Raw genomic sequence first — 24042 nt, 5'->3', positions numbered from 1 at the left:
GATGACGTCGCGGGCGAGGCGGACCGCTTCGTCGCGGGCGATGAGCCTGTCGATGTCGTCGCTGGGGTGGTGCACCAAGTCCCGCTGGAGCCAGCGATGAGGTGCATCGGCGCTGCGGCCCCCCGCGCGTTGTGAGGACGGTAAAACCGCGCAGACGTTCTTCGAACTTGCTCGTAGGCACTTCCCGGACGCGCTTCCTCGCCGGTACGGCAGTACGGAACCGCTTGAGCACCGGTGGGAACCCGGCGGGGCGGAAGCGTTCGTCACCTCCCTCAACGAAGAGCCGATGGTTGGTGCCAGGATCTCGTGGACGGGGAGCGGCCTGGTCGCAGACGGAAGCCTCGGCTCGTTCTTCTGGGAGGACGCGGTGGTGACGTCCCACTCCCTGACGATCCTCGCGAATGCCCTCGACGACGTCCGTCACCGCGAATCGGTCGTGCGGTTGTTCAGCGCGTTCGCCAGCCGGATCGACGCCGTGTACGCATCCGCTTCAATCCTGCACGGCGCGGAGTGGTCCGGTCGCCAGCTCTGGTATCCCACCTCCGCAGAACACGAGCTCGGCCTCGGCCCTCGTGGCATCTGGAAGGGGTTGCCGCCGACACCGACGTGGCTGTCGTGGTTCGGTACCGACTACGCCGACGAGATCGGACCTCACCTCTCGTTCGGCTCGGTGCAACGCCACGACAGTGGCCTCTTCCACCGGGCCGCGATCGAGCCGGCCGATCGAGCGGATCTCGCACGTCTGCTGACCCCCACGACGCCACCCGGCAGTCGCCGATGGTTCGGCCTCCACAGGCCACGACAGCGACAAGCACCCGAGCCCGACTCGTGGCTTCCGATCGAGTACCTCGCCACCACATCGCAATCGGACCCGACGACGTATCCGACAGCGGAATCCGCCCCGATTGTTCCCCGGATGCTGCGTACGTGACCTGGGCAAGACGCCGCAGACCCAACTGCAAGAGAAGCCCACACGCCCGAGGGGCGATCGGCTATCGGTACGGGCTGCTCGTAGGCTTGCTGGGTGATCGCGCGAGTTCTTGGTTCTGGTCGTCCTCTCGTCGCCCTCCACGGTTTCGGGGTGGACCACCGGATCATGCTGCCGCTGGCGGATGCGGTGCAGGACCTGCCTTGGCGGATGGTGTTCCTCGACCTGCCGTGGGCTGAAGCCGCCGCGGCGACCGCAACCGCGACGAGCGCGGTCGACGTGGCCGACGGCGTCCTCGCCGACATCGACGCCCACCTCGGCGACGAGCCCTTCGCCGTCATCGGGAACTCATTCGGCGGCATGATCGCCCGACATGTCGCCCACGAACGCCGAGACCACGTCCTCGGCGTCGCGACCCTGGCGGGCGTCGTGCATCCGGCACACGCAGATCGCGCCGTCCCGGAGCGCACCGTGCTGCACACCGAACCGTCCGTCCTCGAAGCCGCCGGTGACGCGCGAGAAGCATTCGCAGAGGTCAGCGTCATCCAGGACGCCGCCGCGTTCACAGCGTTCGAGCGGTACGTACTGCCCGGTCTCCGTGGCGCCGACCCTGCTGTGATGGACCGCATCGCCGCCGACTACGCACTGGATGCCGTGCCGGAGGAGCGCCACCCGGAACCGTTCACCGCTCCGGCGCTGCACCTGTTCGGTCGGCAGGACGACGTCGTCGGCTACGAGGACGGTCTCGCACTCCGGGACCACTACCCGCGAGGGAGCTTCGTCGTCCTCGACGGTGCTGGACACAACGTGCACCTCGAGCAACCCGGGATCACCGCCGCTCTGATCCGAGACTGGCTCGCACGGATCGACCGGTAGAGGATCGGCTAGTGAGACGTCAACCTGAGGACGGCGGTGTCCAGGGTCAGCGGTACCACTCCTCGTCGATCGTGGCGAGTCTCGACGGCCGCAGTTCCCCGGCCAGGCCGTAGAAGCGCTGGAAGGCCATGATGAGCGGGCGCCACCGGTCCGGGTCGATGCGGTTCGTCGTCCCCGTTGCGCGGATGTCGTCGTGCACGTGGACGCGGGAGACCGCGGCTTCGAACAGGAACGTCGCGTCATCGCCCGGCTCCTGCCCCGCGAGCGTGTGCGCGTCGACGACGCGTGCTTCGAGGTGCACCGGGCACTCGTCGATCCGCTCGGCGCGGACGGTGTCCCCGGGCCGACCGTGCAGGCCGGCTGTCGCGAGCTTGTCCGGGACGTGCCGGTAGCCGACCCGCTCCTTCCCGACCGGGACGGGATCGCGCCCGGTGGTGAGGGCGAGGGCGTCCACAGCCGAGACCAGCGGGGCCGAGGGCAGGTTGATGACGCACTCTCCCGTCTCCAGCAGGTTCCTCGCGGTCTGGGACCGGCCGCCCATGCCGAGCACGGCGGTGTGTCCGAGCCAGAACACCGACGACATCGGTGCGGTGTTCGTCACGCCCTCCGCGTCGACGGTGCTCAGGAGGACGACGGGTGTGCCGAAGTAGAGGATCGCGGGATCGATCTGGGTGTGCTGCACGGGCTGCTCTCTGTCGGGGCCCGCGTCGGTCGCGAGCACCGCTGAGTCTCGCGGTCTGTGCACGCGAGGGCTGGCGGGTTCCGGACGTCGCAGCCGGGCACCCCTGTCGGTGGCTGTCCCGTCCCGTCGGCCCTGCGTCCACGAGGCGGTGCGCACCTCGGTGTGGGGGATGATCGAGTGGAGCAACGGACGGGATGCTCGTCTCGTGGAACGGGGGATCGATGACGATCGAGATGTTGTGGGAGCAGGACGAGCCGGACGAGGTGCTCCGCGATCGCTTCGGCTTCGCGGACGCTGCGGCGGTGGGCGACTGGGTCGTCTCGATGCTCGACCGGCACTGGGACATCCGGGTCGGCTCCCCGGAGCGGGTCGTGTTGAGCGACCGCAACGCCCTCGCGTGGGTGCGCCGGGGCGACGAACGACTCCTGCTGAAGTGGTCGGTCGCCCCTGAGCGATCCGAGCGGCTCGCGTTCGTCGCGCAGGTCACCGCGTGGCTCGGCACGCTCGGACTGCCCGTGTCGGCTCCGGTACCGGCGACCGCCGGCGACCTGCAGCTGACGGACGAGGGCGTGTCCATGAGCCTCCAGCGCGTCATCGACGGATCGCACCTGGACGTCGAGGACGCAGCACAGGTCAGATCGGCCGGGGCGACACTCGCTCGACTGCACGATGCGCTCCGCTCCTGGCCCGCGCAGGACCCGCGGCCCGAGGTGCTCGCTGTGCCGACACCGCTCACGGAGCAGGTCAGCGACTGGATCGCTTCCGAGCCGCCGACGCTGTCGCCGCGTGCTCGGGACGTCCTGGGGTGGCTGCTCGGACGAGCGCCGGCCGATCTGCCGCCTGTGCAGATCGTGCAGGGCGACTACCGCGCTGCGAACATCCTGTGCGCCGGCGGCGCGGTCGTCGGGGTCCTGGACTTCGAGGAGCTCCGCGTCGACCACCGGATCGTCGAGCTCGCCCGTTCAGCGGTCCTGCTCGGCACGCTCTTCCGGGACTGGGGGCCCGTGTCGGAGTCCGTGCGGCAGCGGTTCCTGGACGGCTACCGGACGGTCGCTGTCCTCACCGACGAGGAACTCCGGTGGTGGCGGGTCCTCGTCCTCTGGTACTCCTTGGCACTCGTGCCTCCCGGCGACGACCCCACCGGCTGGGGGCGAGCAGCGGTCGAGGCCCTCGGGCACGCGACGAGAGAGCATCGCACCGCTCCGACGTCCCCGGCTCAGCGGACGTCGCGCGCGCCGTCATGACCGCCGTCGGACGGCCATCCCGATGCTCCCGACGAGCAGGACCGCTCCTGTGACGACGGCGAGCGGTGTGCCGAGGAACCCGCTTCGACGGGAGCACCTGCTGACACCCGCACGGCGGCACGGAACCGGTGCTGACGCGGATCAGGGACGGTGATCGTTCCGTCGCCGGTGGTTGCGTTCGTCGTCCGCGAGCCTGCTCGCGGTGTCCGCAGGAACGCCGGGCCCCACGCCGTTCCCGGCATCCTGCCCCCTCCCGACCGCGGCCAGCACTCCGAAGAACCAGTTGACGAACCGCATGGCGCCCTCCTCTGCGTCGACCCTCGTGACCATCCTGGCCGACCGCCGCTCTCGACGCACGGTGATCCGTGCCTCCTGAACGGGCCGCCGGCGGCGGCATCGTCGACGTGCATCCCGGCCAGACGATCTCCTTCGCGCCCGGCGGGGAGCACTTCCACGCTGCCCGTCAGGACAGCTTCATGGAACACATCGCTGTCCTCGAAGCTGCCGACGATCCCACCCGGACCGACTCCTGGCTCGAACTGAACACCGACGACAACGGCACGAACTGAGAGATCGAGCAGCTACCGTGTCGCCATGGCGAGGCTCTTGATCACCGGCATGTCCGGAGCGGGCAAGTCGACCTTGCTCGGCGAACTCGAGCGCCGTGGTCACCACACCGTCGACACGGACCATCAAGGATGGAGCGACGGCGACGGCGGTCCGTGGAAGACCGACCAGATGGCGCACCTCCTGCAGGCCCGAGACCACGTCGTGGTCGGTGGGACTGCAGAGAACCAGGCCGACTTCTCCGATCGCTTCGACCACGTCGTCCTCCTCAGCGCTCCGCTCCACGTGCTGCTCCACCGTGTTCGTCACCGGCAGGACAACCCGTACGGGCACGCCGCGCACGAGCGTGCGGCGTGCCGACGTCACGTTGCCGAGGTCGAACCGCTCCTGCGCCGCGGAGCCGACATCGAGCTCGACGGTCGGAAGCCTGTCCACGAGCTGGCGGACGCCGTCGAGTCGATGATCCGCGGCGCGTGAGCGAGCGCTCGGTCGTCCCCTGCCGCGGCAGGACGGGCCACCGGACGCGGTGGAAGCGAGCGGAGTGGCTCCCCGCGCAGCGAGGGCATCCTGTCGGAAGATGGGTCGGTGAACCGCACCGATCGCCTCTACGCTCTCGTGGAGGAGCTGCGGGCCGTGTCACCTCGGCCGAGGAGCGCCCGTCGCCTCGCTGAGCGCTTCGAGGTGTCCGTGCGGACCATCGAGCGGGACCTCGCAGCGCTGCAGCAGTCGGGTCTGCCGATCTGGGCGGAGCCCGGCCGGACCGGTGGGTACGTCATCGACGCCTCGGCGACGCTCGGCCCCGCGGGGTTCACGCTGGACGAGGCCCTCGCGGTGCTGATCGGGCTCGGCACGCTCCGGCACAGCCCGTTCCGGCAGTCCGCCCGGACGGCGGCCCGGAAGATGCTCGCGGTGATGCCGGACCAAGATGCGGCACGCGCGAGCGCCTTCGCATCCCGGGTGCACTTCCTGGAGAGCGACGAGGACACGACCACGCCGGTCGCGTTCGCCGAGGCCCTGCGCGCGGACCGGGTCGTCCAGCTGCGCTACCAGGACGCGGGCGGTGCGGAGTCCACCCGGGACGTCGAACCGCTGGGGTCGATCGAGAAGGAAGGGCAGTGGTACCTGATCGCCTGGTGCCGGCTCCGACACGGTGTGCGGGCGTTCCGCGGCGACCGGATGCTCTCGGTCAGGGTCACCGACGAACGGCCCCCGACGCGCACGCTCCGCGCCGAGGACCTCGCGATCCAGTACGGACGACTCAGGTCCGTCATCGACGACTGAACCGGAGCGGACGACTTCCGCGAAACACCGACAGGACGGTGTCGCGACGACCAGCGATGCTGGGGATCCCATCCCACACGCACCACCGGAGGAACCCCATGTCGTTCACGTCCATCCGCATCGTCACCGACGACCTCGACGGTCTCGTCGCCTTCTACGAGCAGGTCACCGGCCGGCAGGCCGAGCGCCCCGCCCCGGTCTTCGCGCAGTTCAGCGGTCCCGGCGCGAACCTCGCGATCGCCAGCACCGAGACCGTCGCGATGCTCGACGGCGCGCTCACTCCCGCGACGAACCGATCCGTGTTCATCGAGTTCGAGGTCGCGGACGTCGACGGCGCGTTCGCCGGGCTCGGACTCGCGGACGACGACGTGGTCCTCGAGCCGACCACGATGCAGTGGGGCAACCGCTCCGCACTGGTCCGGGACCCGGACGGCAACGTCGTCAACCTGTTCAGCAAGCCGACCGCCGAGTAGACGGAGGGGGTCACCGAGCGAGCGGCCACGTCGTGCTGGAGGAGTCGACCGGTTCGTCGTCCCCGCGACGAGCCCGCTCCGCATCCCTCTGCCGGCGGAACGCTCGACCGAGAAGTCAGCGGACCAGCCGCACCGTGGTCTCGATCGGTCCGAAGCTCGACGTGGCGCCGTCGGCGGCGAACCCGTTCCGTCGGTAGAAGGCGTGCGCGCGGGGGTTGTCGGCCGCGACCCACAGTGATGCCGGTCGCCGCCCGAGCGCCGCGTCCAGGAGCGCTTGCCCCGCTCCGTTGCCGTGGGCGCGCGCGAGCACGTACAGCATCGTCAGCTCCTCGGGACGGACAGCGTCGGGACCCGGCGTCGAGTCCGTTGCGCCGAACCCGACGAGGCCGGACTCGTCCGCGGCGACGACGGTCGTCGAGGCGTCCCGCTCCAGGATCGCCTGCCACATGTCGACACGTCGCTCGACGCTGAACCAGGTGTCGGTGTCGGGATCGTCGACGAAGCGTCCGTAGGTCTCGCGCCACGAGGTGGCGTGGACGCGGGCGATGCCCGCTGCGTCGGCGAGCGCCGCCGGCCGGATGACGAGTGCAGTGGGGTCGGTCGCTTCCACACCTCGACCGTAGCGACGACGACCGCTCTCGTCGACAGCGTTGCGGAGGTCGCCGGGAGCGGCTCGGTGTCAGACTGCTCCCGTGCGTGACGGTGGGGTGGTCGTCTTCGACTTCGACGGGGTGCTGACGAGTCGGGACACGATGGTGTTCGTCTGTCGGCTGCGCCTCCTGGGCGACCCACGTCGACTCGTCACTGCGGTCCCGTCGCTCCTGCGACGGTCGTTCACTCGCAATGCCGGGGTTCGTCAGCGGTCGGACCGGGCACTCGTCGAGGGGCGTTGCGTGGTCTGGACCGCGCAGGGTACGAGGACCTGACCCGGGTCGTGGTGTCGCGCTTCGTCGACGCTGGTTGGCTGCGGCACGACCTGGTGGCGGAGTTGCGGTCGGCGGCATCGGGAGGCCGGACGGTGGTGGCGACCGCGAGCGAGTCGATGCTCGTCCGCGCGTTCCTCGACGTGCTCGACGTCCGCGGTGTCGCGGTCCTCGGGTCGGAACTCGAACTGACGGCACGCGGGCTCCGGTTCGCTGTGCACAACGTCGGCGAGCAGAAGCTCGCCACCCTCCGAGCGGCTCGCGTCCCGCTGGCCGCAGCGAGGTTCTACACGGACTCCGTGACGGACCTCCCGGTGGCAGCCGCGAGCTCCGAGACCGTCTACGTCGGTGCGGACGACGAGGCGCTGCGCCGTCTGCCGCGGTCCACGCCCTGGCACCCCGCAGGTTCCTCCAGCGACCGGTAGCCGATCGTCACTCGGGACGGCGCGCTCGTCGTGCGACCTTGCTCGGGGGGACGCGGTCTGCCAGCGTTGGCGCATGGGCGACGACGTGACCACGCTGGGTCGGGTGCCCGGGTTCCGCTCGTACTGGTCCGCTGCGACCGTTTCGTCGTTCGGGTCAGCGGTGAGCGCGGTGGCGGTCCCGGTCCTCGTGGTGCGGGTGCTGGACGCCAGTCCGTTCGAGGTGGGGCTGGTGAACGCTGCCCAGTTCCTGCCGTACGCCGTGTTCGGCCTGGTGGTCGGCGTCTTCGTCGACCGCTTCCGGCGGAAGCCGCTCCTGGTCTGGGCGAGTGTCGGTCGCGGCGTCAGCCTCGCGGCGATCCCGGTGCTCTGGTCGGTCGGGCTGTTGGACCTCTGGGTGACGGCGGCGGTGTTGTTCGTGTTCGGCATCCTGTCCGTCGTCGGCTTCGCCGCGACCCAGTCGCTCCTGCCCCGGATCGTGCCCGCCCCACTCCTCCTGACGGCGAACGCGCGGGTGGACCAGAGCGAGGCGGCGGCGCAGACGGCGGGTCCGGCGCTCGGAGGGGTCCTGGTCAGCGTCGTGACGGCGCCGGTGGCGATCGCGCTCGACGCGGTGAGCTACTTCGTCGACGCCGTCCTCGTCGCCCGGGTCCCCGTCGTCGAGCAGGAGCGGACCCGCGACGGGGGAACGAGCGAGCAGGAGGGGACCCGCTCCGGGGGAACGGGACTTTGGAGCGACATCGTCGACGGCCTGCGTTGGACGTACGGCCATCCGACGCTCGCCCCGTTGGCGTTGTCCACGCACCTCTGGTTCCTCGCCAACGCCGCCGGGCTGACGGTGTTCGCGATCGTCGCGCTCCGGACGCTCGCGCTCCCAGCGGCGGTGTACGGCGCCGTCATCGCCGTCAGCGGCGTGGCGATGCTCGTCGGTGCCAGCGCCGCGCCGCGCCTCGGAGCGCGCTTCGGTGCCGGTCGGACGATCATCGGCGCTCGGGCCGCGTACCCGGTCGCCTGGGCGGCGATCACGCTCGTGACCGTCGGGATCGGTGGCGCAGCACCGCCGACGACGGTGGTGGTCCTCTTCGTCGCGTTCGCCGTGCACGGCGTCGCCGCGGGCTGTGAGAACGCGAACGAAATGAGCCTGCGCCAGACGGTCACCCCCGACGCGCTCCTCGGGCGGATGAACGGCACCATGCGCAGCGCGAACAGGACGCTCGCGGCCGCGGGAGCGGTGGGCGGTGGGGCACTCCTGACCGTCGCTGGACACGGTGTGGCCCTGCTCGCGGTGACCCTCGTGTCCGCCGCAGCCGTCGTGGTGGCCGTGTGCTCGCCACTGCGGACGGAGACGGACCGGTAGGGGATCGGGGTGCTCGCCACCGCCGGTGGGCTGCTCACCCGCTGGGTCGCGGCGCTCGACGCCCGACCGGCAGGACCGGCCCGGAACGAGTCGCCGCGACGAGACGGCCCACGGTGGACTTCCCGGCTCCGGGCATCCCGGTCAGGATCACGATCGACACGTGGCCATCCGACCACACGGCGGTCGATCCCGCGCCCGACAGGGAGCCCACGGGCGAGGAAGCTCAGGCACGAGGTGAGAGCATCGGAGCATGACCGTCACCGAACCGGACGTCCGCCGCGTCGTCGAGACGTCGGGCAGTGACCTCGACGCCGCTCGAGCGATGTTCGAGTCGGCGTACGGTGCGTCGGGCTTCCTGCCGGAGCGGACGGAGCGGCAGTTCGGGTACCGGTTCCGCGCGGTCGGCGACGCGACGCTGACGTTCGACGCGAAGCGCTTCGACGCCCGGATGATCGGCGAGGTCGACGCGACGAGCCACTACTTCGTCACCTGGGTCAGCGACGGTGGCGGCGTGGTGGACGTCGGCCGTGACGAGGTCGTGCTCGCTCCCGGCCGTCCCGTGGTGTTCCCGAGTGAGCGGGCGTTCCGCTTCGACCTCGAGGACGTGCGGCAGAACGTGGTGCAGTTCGACCGGCGGACACTCGAGAAGGTCGCCGCCGAGGTGCACGGGGTCGAGCCGGCGCCGATCGTGTTCGACCACGCGCTCGCCCCCGACCGCGAGGCCGTGCGCACCTGGAACACGGAGCTCCGCGAAGCGGCCGCCGTGGTCCTCGGGCCTGCCCCGGTGACGCCCCTGGCGATGGCTGCGGCAGCGCGTCGGACGGCCTTCGCACTGCTCCGCACGTTCCCGCACGTCACACTCGCGTCGAAGGCACCGGTGCCGCCCACCGCGAAGGGCCGGGTCAAGCGGGCCGTCGAGTACATGCACGCCAACGCCGACACCCCGATCTCCACGACCGACGTCGCCGAGTACGTCGGCCTCAGCGTCCGCGGGTTGCAGCAGGGGTTCCAGCGACAGGTCGGCCAGTCGCCGAACGCGGTCCTGCGGGGCATCCGCTTCGACCGCGTCCGCGCGGAGCTGCAGTACTCGTCGGTCGGTGAGACGACCGTCGCCGCGGTGGCCCGCGAGTGGGGCTTCGCGCACGCCGGCCGCTTCTCCGCCGCGTACGCGCGGCGGTTCGGCGAGTTGCCGAGCGAGACGCTCCGTCGCTGACCGGCGGGGGTCGGGACCACAGGACGGACGGGAGGCACGGTGCCAGCTGGCACCGTGCCTCCCGTCCGTCTCCCGGTCGTGTCCGCGATCCGGGCTCAGGCACTCGTGGTGAGCCGCAGGACCAGGACCGCCAGCGCCGTCAGTGCGACGACTGCTGCGATCCCGAGCACGGGGGACCACGCGCCGGTGCGGCCCTGCTGCGACCGGCGGATCCCGACGACCGCGCCGACGGAGACGGCTGCGATGCCGCCGAAGGAGGTCAGCCCCTCGCTGACGAACCACCCGGTGTCCGAGCAGCCCGTGCGCGGGAACTCCGAGCACAGCGCGTAGGCGCGGAGGTTCAGGTCGAACACGAACAGGGCGCAGCCGAGCACCACGACGACCCCGGCGACCCCGAGGGCCCAGGTGAGGACGAGGTCGAGGCGGGACGACCAGCGGCTGCGGGGTGCTCGTGGGGGATCCGTCGTCATCCGCTCTGCTCCCGGGGTGTGGTCGTCACACGAGGCCGCGCGTCGGCCACTGCGTGAGGTCATCATCCCAGAGGGCCGGATCCCGGAGCGGCGGGCGCTCGTCGAGGATCTCGAGGGCGGTGATCCGCTCGATGCGGAACCCGCGGACGGCTCCCCGCAGGCGGCACCATCCGGCGAGGACCCAGGACTCGCCGGCGCGGAGGATGCCCATCGTCTCGACGACGCGCACTGTGGTGACCGGTGTGCCGGTGTCGTCGTCCGGCTCGCCCACGTAGGTGAGCCGGACGACGCTGCGTGCCGCGATGACGTCGCCCAGGATCCCGAGCGGTACCGCTGCGCCACCGGCAGGGGCGACCGCGTCGACGACGCGGATCCTGCTGAGCGCGTCGTGCACGGCGTCGTGGTGCTCCGCACGCATGACCGCGCGGACCTTCGCCGCTGCCCGCATCGCCGCTGATCGGTACGGCGAGGACTCGAGCAGGCCGAGGCCGGCGAGGACCGCGAGGGTCTCACCGTCGGAGAGGTTGAGCGGCGGCATCGAGTACTCGCGGAGGATCGAGTACCCGCCGGAGGCTCCGGCATCGGCGTAGATCGGCACCCCGGCGAGCTGCAGGGCCGCGAGGTCGCGTTCGATCGTCCGCTGGGACACCTCGAAGCGCTGGGCGAGCCGAGCAGCGGACCACGGCCGCCGTGCACCTCGCAGGACGTCGACGAGGGCGTACTGCCGCTCGGCTCGCTTCATGCCGTGATCCTGGCAGGTGCCGGTGTCACTCGGTGTCCGCGCTGCGCATGCTGCGCTGGCCGCCGGCGGACCAGACCCGGCGGACCCGGCCGTCCTCGTCGAAGTCGAAGACGTCGACCCCACCGACGTGGACGTCTCCGGCGTGCATGTCCCAGATGAGCCGGCCGTGGTTCCCGTCGACGGCGTCGGCGATGGTGGTGAACACCGCGTCCGGGTGCTGCCCGTGCCACCAGTCGAGGTAGCGAGCGAAGTCCGCGGCGGTCCGGATGTCGTCCGCGGGGGTGGAACCGTCGGGTTCCGTCACGGCGAAGCGGATCCGGAAGTCCGCCGCGCAGAGTTCGCGGGCGAGCGAGGCATCACCGTTCCACATGGGCAACCACCGGTCCAGGGAGCTGCGAGCGGATGGGATCGGGGGGTGTGTGGTCGAGTCGTCGTTGTGCATCCGTCCACCGTCGTCGACGACTGCGACAACGGTGTGTCGGTGTGAGGAGCCCCGTTCCACCGGAACCAGGGGCTTCGGTCAGTCGAGGAAGCCCGCCGCGCGGAACGCCCGGTCGTAGACGTCGAGGACCACCGCTTCCTTCCGCGCGTTGTAGTCCGTGACACGCTGCGCCGTCCCGTGCGCGGCGGCACGCTTGGCCGCCGCGTACCGTTCCCGGTCGGCGGCGTCCGTGCGCAGCCAGTCGCGGAACACGACGTGCTTGACGAGTTCGGGGCTGTCCGGGCCGAAGACGTGCACGTTGGTGGCGACACCCCGGCCGGCGGACGCGTCCCCGCCGACGGGGTGGACGCCACGCACCAGACGGTGCTCGTGCCACCACGGTTCCCGGACCGTCAGCACGAAGCCGGCGTCCTGCAGCCGGGGGAGCCAGCCGTCCTCCGCCGCGGGGTCGGCGACCGTGAGGTCGAGGTCGATCACCGGTTTCGCGGGCAGGCCCGGCACGGCCGTCGACCCGACGTGCTCGATGCGGACCGCCCGCGTGCCCAGCGCCGCGCGGATCCGGTCGGCGATCCGCTCGGCCAGATCCGGCCAGGACGCGTCGTACTCCACCACCTCGATGGCGGTGGGCGTCGGCTCGACCACCCACGGGCTCGCACCAGGGGGCACCGGGGGTTCGTCGAAGCGCAGGATCTCGTCACGGCTCGGCACGCCGGAAGCCTAGCGACCTCGACCCGCTGCGCCGGAGCGAGCCCGGGCGCTGCCGACACCTCGGGTCAGCGGCTGTCGCCGATGCCCCCACCGACCCAGGTCGACTGCAGGGTGTCGTCGGTGAGGCTGCAGTTGTAGATGGCGTACGGGTCGTCGTGCCCGTCGAGGAACTCGAAGGGGTAGATGAGCTGGTACTCCCCGTTGGCAGCCGTGTACCCGGACGGGTCCTCGGTGAACGTCAGCCGCACGCCGGCGTCGGCGGCGCCGGTGCTGCACTGCTCGTAGATGTGCTGCGCGAGCGCCGAACCGCTGGCGGTCGACGTGGGCGTCGGGGTCGGCGTCTCCGGCACGGTGGTCGCTGTCTCCGAGGGAGTGGGAGCCGGGGTCGACGTCGTGACGTCGGTGGCCTCCGTCGCGGAGGCCGAGGGCGCCGGTGTCGGGTCCGCCGAGGAGCACGCGGTGAGGGCGGCTGCGACCGTCAACACGGTCAGGACGGTTCCGGCGAGACGGACGGGCATGGTCACGGTTGCTCCTCGAGTGCGGGTGCGCAGGGACGGTGACGGAGGAACGCGCACCCTGGTCCCCCCAGGCACTCGGGCCTCGGCACGGCGCCCCACCCGATGTCCTCGAACATCGTCCCGGCGCCTGCTGGAACCCTGGGAGCAGGAGGAGCCCGTGGTCGCCCCGCTGCTCGGTAGCGTGGTCCTCGTGATCGACGACGAGGCGGTGGACCGTGGGCGTGCGGTCGTGCTCGACCAGCTCCGGTGGATCGACGGGGCGGCCGACACGTGGACGATGCTGCGCTCTGGAGCGGGGCTCGCGGCGATCGTCGGAGCGCTCGCCGCGTCGGCGGGTGCGGCTTCCCCGGACGTCGTCGTCGGCATCGAGTCGCGGGGCTTCGTGCTCGCTCCCGCCGTCGCGCTGGCGCTCGGGGTCGGGTTCGCCCCGGTCCGCAAGGACGGAGCGGTGTTCCCTGGTCCGCTCGTCGCGCGGCGCACCGAGGTCGATTACCGCGGCAACCGCCGGACGCTCTCGGCGCGGCGGGACCTGTTCGCTCCGGGGCAACGGGTCGTGCTGGTCGACGACTGGATCGAGACCGGGAGCCAGGCATCCGCCGTCGCCCGCCTGGTCGAGGAGTGCGGGGCCGAGCTCGTCCTGGTGGTCGTGGTCGTCGACGAGACGGACCCAGCGACGCGCGTGGGCCTGCCGCCGATCACGAGCCTCGTGCGTGCCGCCGAACTGTGACCCGTGGCGGTCCAGCTGCCCGGGGCGGTATGATGACGACCACGAAACCTCCACCGCTCGCGGTGGAGGTTTTCTCGTGTGACCACTCCGACAGCAGCCCTCACCGTCAACCGAGCCGACGCTCCGGACCGACCCGTGCTCGACCAGCTCTGGACCATGTTCCGGCACGAGATGTCCGCGTTCACCGCGGCGCTCCCCGACGCGCACGGGCGGTTCCGTCAGGAACGTCTGGACGCCGGGTTCACGCGTTCCGACCACGCCGTGCACCTGTTCCGTCTCGGGTCCCACCCTGTCGGACTCGCGGTGCTGCGCGGCCTGGACGCCGACGAACGCGTGATCAGCAGCTTCTTCGTCGTGCACGGCGCGCGCCGGTCGGGCATCGGCCGGGAGGCGGTCCGTCGCCTGACAGGACAGCGTCCCGGTCGCTGGTCCGTCGCGTTCCAGGACGCCAACACCGTCGCGTCGGCCTTCTGGCGGTCCGTGGCCGCGGAAGCCGACGACGAGTGGGTGCTCGAACACCGGGCCGTGCCCGGGCGGCCGGAGCTGGCTCCGGACGCCTGGGCATCTTCGCCGTCCGCGTGTCGGGTCCCGCAGCCGACAGAACCTACCCTGGGGGGATGCTCTCCCGACGTGACGCCGCGATCCGACTCGACATCCCGATCGAGATGGCGGTCCACCACGGGATCCCGGCACGCCTCAGCGAGGCCGAGCTCGACGCGATCGACCAGGACCCGCCGGCGTGGCTCGCGCAGTCCCGAGCGAACCGGACCGGTGCCAAGAAGGTGTGGACCCGCCTGGAGTGCGTCGTCTGCGGTTACGCGGAGTCGGCGAGGCCGAAGAAGTGGTGGCCCGAGTGGGACTACCTGATGTGCGACTACCACGCGCCCTACCAGGCACCCGAACCCACCGCAGGGTTCACCCGCCGCGAGGTCGAGGGCGTGGGGAGCCGTTTCGTGGCACTGGTGGACGAGCGGCCCTGATCGCTTCACGGCCGTCCGCAGTCACCCCTCGAGCAGCACCCGTCCCCGCACCGGCCGACGCAGGAGTACCAGGTCCTCGGGAAGCCGGTCGGCGGCGACGGTGAAGACCTCGGGTCCGAGGTCGCCGAAGCCCGCGACGCCGTCGGGGAAGGCGTGCACACGCAGGGCGTACCGCACGCCATCGACCTCGACCGCTCGGATCGGCCACACGTCCTGATCGGGCAGCTGGGCGCCGAGCGCCTCCGCCTCGACGTCGACTGCGCGGGCCGCAGCGAGCGCTGCAGGACGCTGGTCCTCCGACTCGATCGGTGGCAGGCGCGCGGCGAGGAACGCCCAGGCGGCGCTCGCAGCGAGCGTGAGCGCATCGGTGGCGACGCCGTGCGCGAACCCCTCGTCGGTCAGGCGTTCTCCCGTCCGGACGATCGTGCGCACGGTCATCCGCACCGGGCCGAGGTCGTCGTGCAGGGTCGCGGTGACGCCGGTGCCCGGGTCCGTCGTCGACCATGCCACCACCTCGGCCGTCGTCGCCCCGGCGGGGACGAGTGCGGTGGTCAGCGCTGCGTCGTGGTCCATCGCCGCAGTCTGCTCCCCGTGCCCCGCACGGGGCAACGGGTCCGGTCCGTGACGGCGACACCCAGGCCCGCGACACCCGGACCCGCGAGACCCGGGCCGGCGACTCCCGGGCCCGCGGCCGCGGCCCCCACGACCGCGGCCGCGTCCACCCGGATTCCCCGCACGTCTCCACTGTCCCGCGGGGCGGCGCCCGGTGCATCCGCCTGCCGGGGGAACTGTGTCGCCGGACACACGGTCCCTGCGGCGGATGCGGGACCGTGTCCGTGCGCGCGGTGTCGGTGCGCCCGGTGTTGGTGCGCCCGGCGTCAGTGCGCCGGGTCGACGCGTGCGCGTGCGGTCGACGGGCCGCCGCACTGCTCGGACCCGCCGGTCCGGGTCCACCGCAGGGTCACCTCGGCCGTCCGGAGCGTCCGACCGCGGTCGTCGAGCAGCGCGATCCGCGCCCGCGCCGGTGCATCGGCGATCCCGACGACGTTCCAGACATCGCCGTCGTGCTCCGTGGCGGGGAACAGCGGGTCGGCAGGCGCAGGTGTCCCCGTCGGCGGTGCGGCCGGCGTCGCGGCGCCCGGTCGCGGTGCCGCTGCGGCGTCGCTCGGCGCGAGCGGAGCGTCGTCCGACGGCGCGAGGGACGGCGCGGTGGTCGGCGTGCACCCGGCGCCGGAACAGTACGCGATCCGTGCGACGCGGTCGGCCTCGGCACCCTCGAGCCGCAGTTCGACGGTGTTCGTGTACCCGATCGCCGGGCACGCCGTCCCGGGTCCGAGCGCGCAGCCGCTCGTCGCCGCGAGGAGCAGCGCTGCCCCGACCGTTCCGAACCCCCGAGCCGTCCGCACGGCTCCAGGATGCCGCACGTGTTCCGGAGGCGCCAGGGGGCCGACCCCGGACACGCAGGAGACGTCGGGTCCTGGAACGGACCCGACGTCTCCTGATGGCGCTGGTGCTACTTCTGCAGGAACTCCAGCACGACGCGGTTCCACTCGTCCGGGTGGCTGACGTTCACGCCGTGCGGGCCGCCCGCGACGACGTGCAGCTCGGAGCCGGCGATCGCGGCGTGGGTGCGGGCACCGGAGCCCTCGAAGGGCACCGTGGCGTCGCCGTCACCGTGGATGACGAGCGTCGGGACCGTGACCTTCGGCAGGTCCTCGCGGAAGTCGGTGTTCGCGAAGGACGCCATGGCTTCGAGGGCGGCGGTCTTCGACGCCTGCTTCGCGAGGGCCAGGGCCTCCTGACGGTCCTGCTCGGAGACGACCAGGGTGCCGTCGACCGAGAAGAAGTCGGTGGTGAACTGGTCGTAGAAGGCGTCCTCGTCCTTCGTCAGGCCGGCCGTCATCTCCTCGGCCTGCGACTTCGGCAGGGGACCGTCGGGGTTGTCCGACGTCTGGAGCAGGTACGGCGGGACCGCCGAGGCGAAGACGACGCTGTGCACCCGCTCGGTGCCGTACTTGCTGAAGTAGCGTGCGACCTCGCCGCCGCCCATCGAGAAGCCGACCAGGGTGACGTCCTGCAGGTCGAGCTCGGTGAGCAGGGTGTGCAGGTCCTCGGTCAGGTGGTCGTAGTCGTAGCCGGTCTTCGGCTTGTCGCTGCGCCCGAAGCCGCGGCGGTCGTACGTGACGACCCGGTAGCCGGCGTCGACGAAGGCGGGGACCTGCTTGCTCCAGGACTCGCCGGACAGCGGCCAGCCGTGGATCAGGACGACGGTGCGGCCGGAGCCGCCGGTGTCGTCGACGTGCAGGTTGGTGTCCTTGAAGAGCCCGTGGTGGGCGGTGATCTCGGTCAAGATGCGTTCCCTTCCCGCACCGCACGGAACGGCGGCGCCCCTCCGTTCGTACCAGCGTGGAGCCGTGAGCAGTACGGGAACCGGACACCGCCCGTGGCGCGGCACCGCGGAGCACGGGGACCTGGGGGACCCGGTCGGTCGTACATGTGTGCCGCTCACCTGCCGCGGCCTAGTGTTCGGGGAGATCCGGAACCCGTCACCGTGGCGGGCGCTCCTCGTCACCTGGGAGCCGTCGCCGTGAAGTACCTCAACTACGCGGGCACCGTCCGTGTCCTGACCGGCGACGCGATCGCCGAGGCGGTGATCCGCTACGCCGCGGCGCTGCACCAGAGCCGTCTGAGCGACGTCGTCTCCGTCCCGACGGTCGACGACTACGGCTCGGCGGCCACGGTCGAGGTCCTGCTCGCTCCCGCCGTCGCGGTGGCCGTCGAGCCGGCACCGGACGACGACCTCGAACCCGACGGCGACGCGTTCCTGCGCGAGATCACCAGTCGCACCGAGGCCGTGCTGGCCATCGACGCCCCCGTGCACCGGTCCGACTTCGGCCGGTGACGCTCCCGACGGGGACGCTACGGGCGCTGGTCGCCCGGCAACAGGTCGTCCCGCTGGTCGGCGTGGATCGGCTCGTGGTGGGTGAAGGTCGCCGCGGCGGCCTGCAACCGCGCCACGAAGTCGCCGTTCTCCAGTTCGAGCTCGTCCTCGTCGGCGTCCTCGACGACGAGTTGGCTCGACGGCCCGATGAGCACCTTCGTCGTCGTCATCGTGCCGTCGGCGGCCACCGCGGGGATCGCGATCGTGTCGGCGCGGCTGCCGCCGGCGAGCGCCGCGGCGTACTCGATCACCGCGTCGGCGACGTCGTCGCTCGTCAGGATCGTCGAACGGTCGTACTGGATCGTCTTCATGGGTGGTGCCTCCGGACGTCCATCCTGTCCACCGGCCCCTCGCGCGGACCCAGGAACGCCCTGCGGTGTGCGTTGCGCGGATGGCGACATGTCGCGAGGATCATCACGTGCCCGAGATGATGCACCGCTCCCAGCGGGAGATCACGACCGCCGAGCCCTCGGCCGCCGCCGAGGCGTTGTCGCGCACGTACACGACGCACGACCTCGTCGTCGTGGCGGGTTCCGGGCCGTTCGTCTTCACGGAGCGGGTCCGCGGCACGGCGCTGCTCTCCCTCGGGTCGACCGGGTGCACCGGCGTCCTGAGCGGGTCCGTCGAGCCCGGTACGACGATGATGATCGTCTGGCTGAAGTCCGGCTCCGCGGCCGTCGACGACGAGCCGGTGCCGATCGGCAGGCCCGTCCTGTACCGACAGGAGCCGCAGCGCTTCCGGTGGGAGGACTTCCAGCACGACGTCCTGCGCATCGACCGGTCGGTCGTCGAGCAGGTCGCCGCCGAGCGCGGGGACTGGCGGCCCGGGCCGCTCCGGTTCCGCCCGCACCACGTCCCGGAGGGGCCGGCGCTGGCGGCGTGGTGGCTGACGGTCCGTTCCGTTGCCGAGCACGTCCTGCGTGGGCCGAGCGAGGTGTCGGCGGCCCGCGAGCACGAGCTGGCCCGGTTCGCCGCCGCGGGGCTCCTCACGGCGATCCCGCACTGGCCGGTGGGGCAGCAGGAGCCCGCCCTCGCCTCGACGGCCCGGTTCGCCCGCGCCGAGACCTTCCTGCTCGACCACGCCACCGAGTCGATCACCGTCGAGGACGTCGCCGCGGCAGCCGGCCTGAGCGTGCGGGGTCTGCAGGCCGCGTTCCAGCGACACCACGGGATCACGCCGACGATGTACCTGCGGCGGATCCGGCTCCTGCTCGCCCGTGAGCAGCTGCAGGCCGGCGGCGACCGCAGCGTCGCGGAGATCGCCCGGGCGACCGGCTTCGCGCACCTCGGCCGCTTCGCGGGCAGCTACCGTGAGGAGTTCGGCGAGCTCCCGCGCCAGACCGCGCAGGCCGCCCGCGACTGACCGGCCGCCCGCACGCCCGGCGGTGTCCACCGGCACGCCCCGGCGGCCGCCGGCCGCCCGCGGGCGCCCGTCGACCGACCACACCCCGGCGGGGTACCGCAAGGATCGCGCAACCGCGCAGGCCCCCGATGGTCGGGCCGGTGGCCGCGCCCGTACGGTGCCGCAGTGGGCGTCCGACCGGCGGCGTCCCGACCCTGCGGAGGCCGCATGACCGCCACCACCCAGCCCGGCCTCGGGTCCCGGCTGCGCGAGGACGTCGCGTACGCCCGCGAGCACCTGCTGCTGACCGCGCTCCTCGGCTCGCCGCTGCTGCCGCGGGTCGCCCGGCGCGCACTGCTCACGGCGGTCGGCGCGCACGTCGAGTCGGGGCCGGGGGCCGGCTTCTCGCTCACCGGCGACCCGCGCAACCTGACGATCGGCCGCGGAGTGTTCTGCAACCGCGGCGTGACGGTCGAGGCGGTCGCACCCGTCACGATCGGCGCTGGCACCGCCATCGGCATGCAGGTGCTCATCATGACGAGCCACCACGCGATCGACGACCGCGGCCGGTGGGACGACACCGCGTCGGCGCGGCCGGTGGTGATCGAGGAGCACGTCTGGATCGGCGGCCGCGTGACGGTCGTGCCCGGCGCGCACATCGAGCACGACGTCGTCGTGGCCGCCGGCGCGGTGGTCGTCGGGCGCCTCACGGCGCACGGCGTCTACGCCGGGGTGCCCGCCCGGCGGATCCGCGACCTGCCGGCTCCGGACGCGACCCGCTGACGGACGGGAGGCCCGTGGCGACGCCGCCACGGGCCTCCTGTCCGTCCCGTCGTCACCGCACGGACGACGGAACCGGTGGTCGGGGGACCCAGCAGCGCACCTGCGCGGCGTAGCGCCGGAAGTCGTCGCCGAAGCGACGCTCGAGGTCCGCCTCCTCGAGCGGCCGCACGACGCAGTTCCACACGACGGAACCGGCGACGGCGTAGACGACGACGAGCCACGAACCGAGCAGCAGGCCGACCGCGACGCCCTGCGTGATGCCCGCGAGCGCCATGGGGTTGCGGACGGACCGGTACGGGCCGGCGACGACCAGGCGGTTCGCCGACGCAGACGGCAGGGGCGTGCCGTCGCCGAGCGTCGACATCACGGCGGCCGCGGCGATGCCGAGGGCGCTCGCCCCGAGGAGCACGACGACACCGAGCATCGCCGCCCCGGTCCGGACAGCCGGGGGAGCGGCGGGTGCAGCTGCCAGCGGTGCTCCGCGGCCGCGACGAGGAGCGGGAACACCCCGAGGAACAGGCCCCAGAACACGACGATCTGCAGCACGGTCCCGCGCACGTGGCGGGAGCGGGGGGCCTGCGGGTCGGCGGTCGCGAACCGCAGGGGACCGGACGTCACCCACTCGGTCGGCACGCGGCCGAGCAGGACCAGGCACAGGGCGAGCGCCGACCCGACGGCCGCTGCGGTCATCACCAGGACGCCCCAGCCGGCCTCACGCGTGGCGGTCGCCCAGCACGCCAGGGCAGCGAGCACCAGCACGGTCCAGCCGGTGCTCACCACGGCGGCCCAGCACAGCCCCGCCGCAGCCAGCGCCGAGGCGACCACGAAGAGCGGGACGTCGACGACGGCCACCGCGACGGGGTCGAGGGACCCGAGCGTCACCTGCCGGACGGACGGGACCGAGGCGACGGCGAGCCACCAGACCGCCCCGCCCGCGGCCTGCAGTGCGAAGTACCGCCGACCCCAGGACATGGCTGCACCGTAGCAGCGCGGTGGCTGCCGGACGGACGAACGGGAGGCGCGGTGCCGTCCGGCACCGCGCCTCCCGTTCCTCGCGTGGAGCGCCCTCGGTCAGTCCTGACCGTTGATCTGCCCGAGCCACCGTCCGAAGGACGGGGTGCGCTCGTCGCGCAGGCTGGACAGGGTCGACTTCGGCAGGCAGGTGCGGTCGTCGTCGATCCCGGCGCTCTTGTGGAGGTCGTGGAGGTCGAGGCTCATGGTGTGCTCCTTCGCGTTCGGTGCAGTGTTCGACACCGGGCGGGCGGATTCCATTCCCGCCCGGTGCTGGTGGTCAGGGGGTGACCATGCCCCCGTTGACGTTCAGCGTCTCGCCGGCCACGAAGCTCGACTCCTGCGAGGCGAGGAACACGTAGGCCGGTGCGAGCTCGGCCGGCTGGCCGGCGCGGCCCATCGGGGACTCGCTCGAGCCGAACTCCGGCAGCGTCGACGGGTCGACCCCGCCGCTCGGCTGGAGCACGGTCCACGTCGGGCCCGGGGCGACGATGTTCACGCGGATGCCGCGCTCGACGAGCAGCTGCGACAGCCCCTTCGAGAAGTTGTTGATCGCACCCTTCGACGCGGCGTAGTCGAGACGGTCCGGCGCCGGCTGGTAGGCCTCCATCGACGCGGTCGTCGTGATGGTCGCGCCCGGCTGCAGGTGCGGGAGCGCCGCCTTGACGAGCCGGAAGAGCCCGAACAGGTTGACGTCGAACGTCGCCTCGAACTGCTCGTCGGTGATGTCGAGCAGGTCCGGCTGCCAGCGCTGCTTGCCGGCGACGCTGACGAGCGCGTCGATGCCGCCGAGCCCGGCGACGGCCTGGTCGACGAGTTCCTGGGCGTACGCCTTGTCGCGCAGGTCGCCGGGGATCGCCACGGCGGTGCGCCCGGCGGCCCGGATCTGCTCGATGACGTGGTCCGCGTCGGACTGCTCCTCGGGCAGGTAGGCGAGCGCGACGTCGGCGCCCTCACGGGCGAAGGCGATCGCGACGGCGCCGCCGATGCCGGAGTCGGCGCCGGTGATCAGGGCCTTCCGGCCGGCGAGCCGGCCGGTGCCGCGGTAGCTCGTCTCACCGAGGTCCGGCACCGGGTCCATCTCGGACTGGAGGCCCGGCTCGGCCTGGGTCTGCGGTTCCGGCTTGACGTCGGGGTAGCGCGTGCGCGGGTCCCCGAACTCGTACTGGTCCTCGGGCATGTCAGTTGGCCTCCAGTTCGACCTTGATCCAGCCCGGCTCGCGCCGGTCGAATGCTTCGTAGGCGTCGATCGCGGACGCGATCGGCTCGTGTTCGGTGATGAGTGCCGTCGGGTCGAACTGTCCGGCGGCGACCATGTCGATGAGCGGCGGGGTCACCGAGTGGTGGTCGCAGTTGCCCATGCGGATGGTCAGGTTCTTGAGCATCGCCTCGCCGATCGGGTACTGCTCGGCGGTCGGGCCGTAGACACCGATGATGCCGATGCGGCCGTACTTGGCGACGGCGGCGACCGCCCAGCGGGACACCTGCGACGGGCCGTCGCCGGGCTTCCACTGCTGCGCGTCGCCGTGGCCCTGCGGGGCTGCGTCGGGAGCGACGGCGGCGACCTCGGCGTCGAACGCGTCGGCCTGCTCCTGGTCCACCGCGGCCGGACCCCGCTTCGGGCGCTCGGCGTCGACCCCGACGGCGTCGATGACGCAGTCCGCGCCGACACCGTCGGTGAGCGCCATGATCGCCTCGACCGGGTCCTCGTGGTTGTAGTCGACGACCTCGCAGTGCTGGGACAGCGCGGCCGCCAGGCGGGTCTCCTCGCCGTCGACGACGATGACGCGAGCCGCACCCTGCTTGTACGCGGAGGCGGCGGCGAACTGCCCGACGATGCCCGCACCGAACACGACGACGACGTCGCCGCGGGTGACGCCGGCGAGCTCGGCGCCGAACCAGCCGGTCGGGAAGATGTCGGAGAGCAGGATCGCCTGCTCGTCGGAGACGTTCTCGGGCAGCGGGTGCATCGTGTTCCGGGCCCACGGCACGCGGACGTACTCGGCCTGCAGGCCGTTGATCGGACCCATCGAGGCGGGGCCGCCGAAGAACGCGGTGCCGGCCTGCGGGCCGTTGCTGTTCGAGCGGTCGCACTGCGCGGTCTTGCCCATCCGGCAGTACCGGCACGCGCCGCACGACACGGTCGAGTTGATGACGACGCGGTCGCCGGGGCTGAAGCCGCGCACGGCGTCACCGACCTCGGTGACGACCCCGACGGCCTCGTGGCCGAGGATCGTGCCCGGCTCCATCGGTGCCATGGTGCCGCGGACGAAGTGCAGGTCGGTGCCGCAGATCGCGCTGCGGGTGATCCGGACGATCGCGTCCTCCGGGTCCTGGATGGTCGGCTGGGGGACGTCCTCGAGTCGGATGTCGCCGATGCCGTGCCACACGACTGCGCGCATTGGTTCTCGCTTCCTCTTGGTCGACGCGTCCACGGTTCGACGCGCTCGGCGACCAGTGAACGCCGAAGCCGCTGGACGCCCCGGCAGCGCCATCCGTCCGACGCACTCGGCCACCGCCGGGGTGGCCGCGCGTACGGTGCGTGCCATGCCGGACCAGCTGAAGAAACCCGAGATGTACGACGCGCTGCGCGAGCAGGGTGCGTCGAAGGAGAAGGCCGCGCGGATCAGCAACGCGGCTGCCGCCCGGGGGACGAAGGCCGTCGGGCGGAAGGGCGGGGAGTCCGGCTCGTACGACGACTGGACCGTCGCGGACCTGCGGAAGCGGGCGAAGGAACTCGGGCTGACCGGCTACTCGTCGAAGCGGAAGGCCGAGCTCGTCGAGGAACTCCGCGACCACTGACCCCGTCCACGTCCGGGTCCGGTCACGTTTCCGGCAGAATGGTCGCGTGAACGAGACGGGCATGCCGCGCTTCCGACGGATCTGGTCGACGATCCAGGTCGGCGTCCTCGCCGTCGCCGTCGTGTTCTGCATCGTGATGCTCGTGATCGGACAGGGCAAGCTCGACCGGGTCTACGCCGTCGCCGCGGTGTTCTTCGGCATCGCTCTGCTCGGGCACAGCACCTACCTGTGGCTGCTGGCCCGGAACGCCCGCGGCCGACCCTGACCCGCGCTCCTCGCCCTACTCGGCGATCCGGATCGCCAGGGGCACGAGCAGCCCGGCCACCCAGACGCACACCATGAGGAGCGCGCCGACCGCGATGAACCGCCGGCGACGCCGGAGCTTCGGGCTGCGTTCCTCGCCCCACATCTGCGCACGCACGAGCACCCGGTTCGCCTGCTCGACGACCTTCCGGACCTCGGGATCGTCGAGCTCGAGGGCACCGGATCGGGCGTGTTCGGCAATGACCGCGGCTTCGTCGACGGTCAGGTCGTCCTTGCGCATGCCCCATCTTCGCACCGCACCCCCGGCGGCGCTCCTGTGCGTGGGCGCACCGGCGAGCGCGTAGGA

At 72.1% G+C, this 24042-nt stretch carries 35 protein-coding genes and 1 pseudogene; 18 read left to right on the top strand and 18 right to left on the bottom strand.

All coding sequences use genetic code 11. The features are described from left to right. Positions 1-286 precede the first annotated feature (286 nt). Positions 287-931 carry a hypothetical protein gene (locus BIU97_RS06630; protein WP_071254845.1) on the top strand — a complete coding sequence of 215 codons (645 nt, stop codon included), beginning with the start codon at positions 287-289 and terminating at the stop codon, positions 929-931. 93 nt (positions 932-1024) lie between these two features. Further along, positions 1025-1804, top strand: a complete 780-nt coding sequence (locus BIU97_RS06625) for an alpha/beta fold hydrolase (RefSeq protein WP_071297267.1) — start codon at positions 1025-1027, stop codon at positions 1802-1804. 46 nt (positions 1805-1850) lie between these two features. Here BIU97_RS06625 and BIU97_RS06620 read toward each other — a convergent pair whose 3' ends face one another. After that, a complete protein-coding gene (locus BIU97_RS06620) occupies positions 1851-2486 on the bottom strand; it encodes a flavin reductase family protein (protein ID WP_071297266.1) in 636 nt (211 codons plus the stop codon). 221 nt (positions 2487-2707) lie between these two features. Between BIU97_RS06620 and BIU97_RS06615 the strand changes: the two genes are divergently transcribed. Then, complete coding sequence (locus BIU97_RS06615) at positions 2708-3730, top strand: phosphotransferase (protein WP_139195930.1); 1023 nt, start codon at positions 2708-2710, stop codon at positions 3728-3730. Between the two features lie 141 nt (positions 3731-3871). Here BIU97_RS06615 and BIU97_RS18250 read toward each other — a convergent pair whose 3' ends face one another. Continuing rightward, positions 3872-4027: a hypothetical protein gene (locus BIU97_RS18250; protein WP_175472193.1), complete on the bottom strand. Its 156-nt coding sequence runs from the start codon at positions 4025-4027 to the stop codon at positions 3872-3874. A gap of 68 nt (positions 4028-4095) precedes the next feature. On the opposite strand from BIU97_RS18250, the gene BIU97_RS06605 reads away from it, so the two are divergent. The 4 genes from BIU97_RS06605 to BIU97_RS06590 all read left to right on the top strand — a co-directional run bounded on the left by BIU97_RS06605 (position 4096) and on the right by BIU97_RS06590 (position 6051). Further along, positions 4096-4299 (top strand): hypothetical protein, encoded by a 204-nt coding sequence (locus BIU97_RS06605; protein WP_071297265.1) that lies wholly within the window; start codon positions 4096-4098, stop codon positions 4297-4299. Between the two features lie 25 nt (positions 4300-4324). Next, entirely contained in the window at positions 4325-4774 is a 450-nt protein-coding gene (locus BIU97_RS06600; protein WP_071254865.1) for an AAA family ATPase, read from the top strand. Positions 4775-4882: 108 nt separating this feature from the next. Beyond that, on the top strand, positions 4883-5578 hold the full coding sequence (locus tag BIU97_RS06595) for a helix-turn-helix transcriptional regulator (protein ID WP_071297264.1): 696 nt from the start codon (positions 4883-4885) through the stop codon (positions 5576-5578). A 98-nt stretch (positions 5579-5676) separates the two neighbouring features. Beyond that, positions 5677-6051, top strand: coding sequence for a VOC family protein (locus BIU97_RS06590; protein ID WP_071254872.1), 375 nt, complete (start codon positions 5677-5679; stop codon positions 6049-6051). A gap of 115 nt (positions 6052-6166) precedes the next feature. On the opposite strand, the gene BIU97_RS06585 is transcribed toward BIU97_RS06590, so the two are convergent. After that, the gene (locus BIU97_RS06585) at positions 6167-6661 is read right to left on the bottom strand and encodes a GNAT family N-acetyltransferase (protein WP_071254874.1); all 495 of its coding nucleotides are present in this window, start codon (positions 6659-6661) and stop codon (positions 6167-6169) included. A 279-nt stretch (positions 6662-6940) separates the two neighbouring features. On the opposite strand from BIU97_RS06585, the gene BIU97_RS06575 reads away from it, so the two are divergent. The 3 genes from BIU97_RS06575 to BIU97_RS06565 all read left to right on the top strand — a co-directional run bounded on the left by BIU97_RS06575 (position 6941) and on the right by BIU97_RS06565 (position 9966). Continuing rightward, positions 6941-7399 carry an HAD family hydrolase gene (locus tag BIU97_RS06575; protein ID WP_175472194.1) on the top strand — a complete coding sequence of 153 codons (459 nt, stop codon included), beginning with the start codon at positions 6941-6943 and terminating at the stop codon, positions 7397-7399. A gap of 73 nt (positions 7400-7472) precedes the next feature. After that, entirely contained in the window at positions 7473-8753 is a 1281-nt protein-coding gene (locus BIU97_RS06570; protein ID WP_071254884.1) for an MFS transporter, read from the top strand. 250 nt (positions 8754-9003) lie between these two features. Beyond that, positions 9004-9966: an AraC family transcriptional regulator gene (locus BIU97_RS06565; protein WP_071254887.1), complete on the top strand. Its 963-nt coding sequence runs from the start codon at positions 9004-9006 to the stop codon at positions 9964-9966. A gap of 95 nt (positions 9967-10061) precedes the next feature. Here BIU97_RS06565 and BIU97_RS06560 read toward each other — a convergent pair whose 3' ends face one another. The 5 genes from BIU97_RS06560 to BIU97_RS06540 form a co-directional block, all read right to left on the bottom strand. After that, positions 10062-10436, bottom strand: coding sequence for a hypothetical protein (locus BIU97_RS06560; RefSeq protein WP_071254890.1), 375 nt, complete (start codon positions 10434-10436; stop codon positions 10062-10064). A gap of 25 nt (positions 10437-10461) precedes the next feature. Then, the gene (locus tag BIU97_RS06555) at positions 10462-11178 is read right to left on the bottom strand and encodes a helix-turn-helix transcriptional regulator (RefSeq protein WP_071254892.1); all 717 of its coding nucleotides are present in this window, start codon (positions 11176-11178) and stop codon (positions 10462-10464) included. 25 nt (positions 11179-11203) lie between these two features. Then, positions 11204-11548: a nuclear transport factor 2 family protein gene (locus BIU97_RS06550; RefSeq protein ID WP_254782927.1), complete on the bottom strand. Its 345-nt coding sequence runs from the start codon at positions 11546-11548 to the stop codon at positions 11204-11206. 150 nt (positions 11549-11698) lie between these two features. Continuing rightward, the gene (locus BIU97_RS06545; RefSeq protein ID WP_071254898.1) at positions 11699-12328 is read right to left on the bottom strand and encodes a GrpB family protein; all 630 of its coding nucleotides are present in this window, start codon (positions 12326-12328) and stop codon (positions 11699-11701) included. Positions 12329-12393: 65 nt separating this feature from the next. Further along, on the bottom strand, positions 12394-12852 hold the full coding sequence (locus tag BIU97_RS06540; RefSeq protein WP_071254900.1) for a hypothetical protein: 459 nt from the start codon (positions 12850-12852) through the stop codon (positions 12394-12396). Between the two features lie 184 nt (positions 12853-13036). On the opposite strand from BIU97_RS06540, the gene BIU97_RS06535 reads away from it, so the two are divergent. From BIU97_RS06535 to BIU97_RS06530, 3 genes and pseudogenes are all read left to right on the top strand, one after another. Then, positions 13037-13573, top strand: coding sequence for a phosphoribosyltransferase family protein (locus BIU97_RS06535; RefSeq protein ID WP_217639477.1), 537 nt, complete (start codon positions 13037-13039; stop codon positions 13571-13573). A gap of 156 nt (positions 13574-13729) precedes the next feature. Beyond that, positions 13730-13975: pseudogene (locus tag BIU97_RS18515) on the top strand (GNAT family N-acetyltransferase); the annotation flags it as partial. Between the two features lie 215 nt (positions 13976-14190). Beyond that, the gene (locus BIU97_RS06530) at positions 14191-14553 is read left to right on the top strand and encodes a hypothetical protein (protein ID WP_071254919.1); all 363 of its coding nucleotides are present in this window, start codon (positions 14191-14193) and stop codon (positions 14551-14553) included. 21 nt (positions 14554-14574) lie between these two features. Here BIU97_RS06530 and BIU97_RS17565 read toward each other — a convergent pair whose 3' ends face one another. From BIU97_RS17565 to BIU97_RS06515, 3 genes are all read right to left on the bottom strand, one after another. Further along, positions 14575-15126 carry a hypothetical protein gene (locus BIU97_RS17565; protein ID WP_071297262.1) on the bottom strand — a complete coding sequence of 184 codons (552 nt, stop codon included), beginning with the start codon at positions 15124-15126 and terminating at the stop codon, positions 14575-14577. 305 nt (positions 15127-15431) lie between these two features. After that, positions 15432-15959 carry a hypothetical protein gene (locus BIU97_RS17560; RefSeq protein WP_071254926.1) on the bottom strand — a complete coding sequence of 176 codons (528 nt, stop codon included), beginning with the start codon at positions 15957-15959 and terminating at the stop codon, positions 15432-15434. 107 nt (positions 15960-16066) lie between these two features. Next, complete coding sequence (locus tag BIU97_RS06515) at positions 16067-16903, bottom strand: alpha/beta fold hydrolase (protein WP_071254929.1); 837 nt, start codon at positions 16901-16903, stop codon at positions 16067-16069. A 237-nt stretch (positions 16904-17140) separates the two neighbouring features. On the opposite strand from BIU97_RS06515, the gene BIU97_RS06510 reads away from it, so the two are divergent. Further along, positions 17141-17455 (top strand): hypothetical protein, encoded by a 315-nt coding sequence (locus BIU97_RS06510; RefSeq protein WP_071254932.1) that lies wholly within the window; start codon positions 17141-17143, stop codon positions 17453-17455. 17 nt (positions 17456-17472) lie between these two features. Here the strand turns inward: BIU97_RS06510 and BIU97_RS06505 are convergent, their stop codons facing one another. Further along, positions 17473-17805 (bottom strand): hypothetical protein, encoded by a 333-nt coding sequence (locus BIU97_RS06505; protein WP_071254937.1) that lies wholly within the window; start codon positions 17803-17805, stop codon positions 17473-17475. 116 nt (positions 17806-17921) lie between these two features. Between BIU97_RS06505 and BIU97_RS06500 the strand changes: the two genes are divergently transcribed. Further along, positions 17922-18857 (top strand): AraC family transcriptional regulator, encoded by a 936-nt coding sequence (locus BIU97_RS06500; RefSeq protein WP_254782940.1) that lies wholly within the window; start codon positions 17922-17924, stop codon positions 18855-18857. A 207-nt stretch (positions 18858-19064) separates the two neighbouring features. Next, entirely contained in the window at positions 19065-19619 is a 555-nt protein-coding gene (locus BIU97_RS06495) for an acyltransferase (protein ID WP_083404590.1), read from the top strand. 52 nt (positions 19620-19671) lie between these two features. On the opposite strand, the gene BIU97_RS18510 is transcribed toward BIU97_RS06495, so the two are convergent. The 5 genes from BIU97_RS18510 to BIU97_RS06475 form a co-directional block, all read right to left on the bottom strand. Beyond that, complete coding sequence (locus BIU97_RS18510) at positions 19672-20043, bottom strand: methyltransferase family protein (protein WP_368073083.1); 372 nt, start codon at positions 20041-20043, stop codon at positions 19672-19674. Then, positions 19983-20591: a hypothetical protein gene (locus BIU97_RS06490; RefSeq protein WP_368073082.1), complete on the bottom strand. Its 609-nt coding sequence runs from the start codon at positions 20589-20591 to the stop codon at positions 19983-19985. The genes BIU97_RS18510 and BIU97_RS06490 overlap by 61 nt, the downstream gene beginning before the upstream one ends. A gap of 99 nt (positions 20592-20690) precedes the next feature. After that, entirely contained in the window at positions 20691-20837 is a 147-nt protein-coding gene (locus BIU97_RS18005) for a hypothetical protein (protein ID WP_175472195.1), read from the bottom strand. Between the two features lie 73 nt (positions 20838-20910). Next, entirely contained in the window at positions 20911-21810 is a 900-nt protein-coding gene (locus tag BIU97_RS06480) for an SDR family oxidoreductase (protein ID WP_071254946.1), read from the bottom strand. A gap of 1 nt (position 21811) precedes the next feature. Then, positions 21812-23032 (bottom strand): zinc-dependent alcohol dehydrogenase, encoded by a 1221-nt coding sequence (locus tag BIU97_RS06475; RefSeq protein WP_071297261.1) that lies wholly within the window; start codon positions 23030-23032, stop codon positions 21812-21814. A gap of 145 nt (positions 23033-23177) precedes the next feature. Here BIU97_RS06475 and BIU97_RS06470 point away from each other — a divergent pair, with 145 nt between their 5' ends. Both BIU97_RS06470 and BIU97_RS06465 read left to right on the top strand, forming a co-directional pair. Then, on the top strand, positions 23178-23432 hold the full coding sequence (locus tag BIU97_RS06470; protein WP_071256265.1) for a DUF7218 family protein: 255 nt from the start codon (positions 23178-23180) through the stop codon (positions 23430-23432). A 46-nt stretch (positions 23433-23478) separates the two neighbouring features. Next, positions 23479-23697 (top strand): hypothetical protein, encoded by a 219-nt coding sequence (locus BIU97_RS06465; RefSeq protein WP_071254952.1) that lies wholly within the window; start codon positions 23479-23481, stop codon positions 23695-23697. Positions 23698-23712: 15 nt separating this feature from the next. On the opposite strand, the gene BIU97_RS06460 is transcribed toward BIU97_RS06465, so the two are convergent. Continuing rightward, on the bottom strand, positions 23713-23976 hold the full coding sequence (locus tag BIU97_RS06460; protein ID WP_071254954.1) for a hypothetical protein: 264 nt from the start codon (positions 23974-23976) through the stop codon (positions 23713-23715). Positions 23977-24042: the final 66 nt, after the last annotated feature.

This window comes from Curtobacterium sp. MCBA15_009 (assembly GCF_001864895.1).
In the GTDB taxonomy this organism is placed as follows: Bacteria; Actinomycetota; Actinomycetes; order Actinomycetales; family Microbacteriaceae; genus Curtobacterium.
The sequence above is the reverse complement of the archived record's forward strand: the minus strand, read 5'-3'. Positions and strand labels throughout refer to the sequence as shown.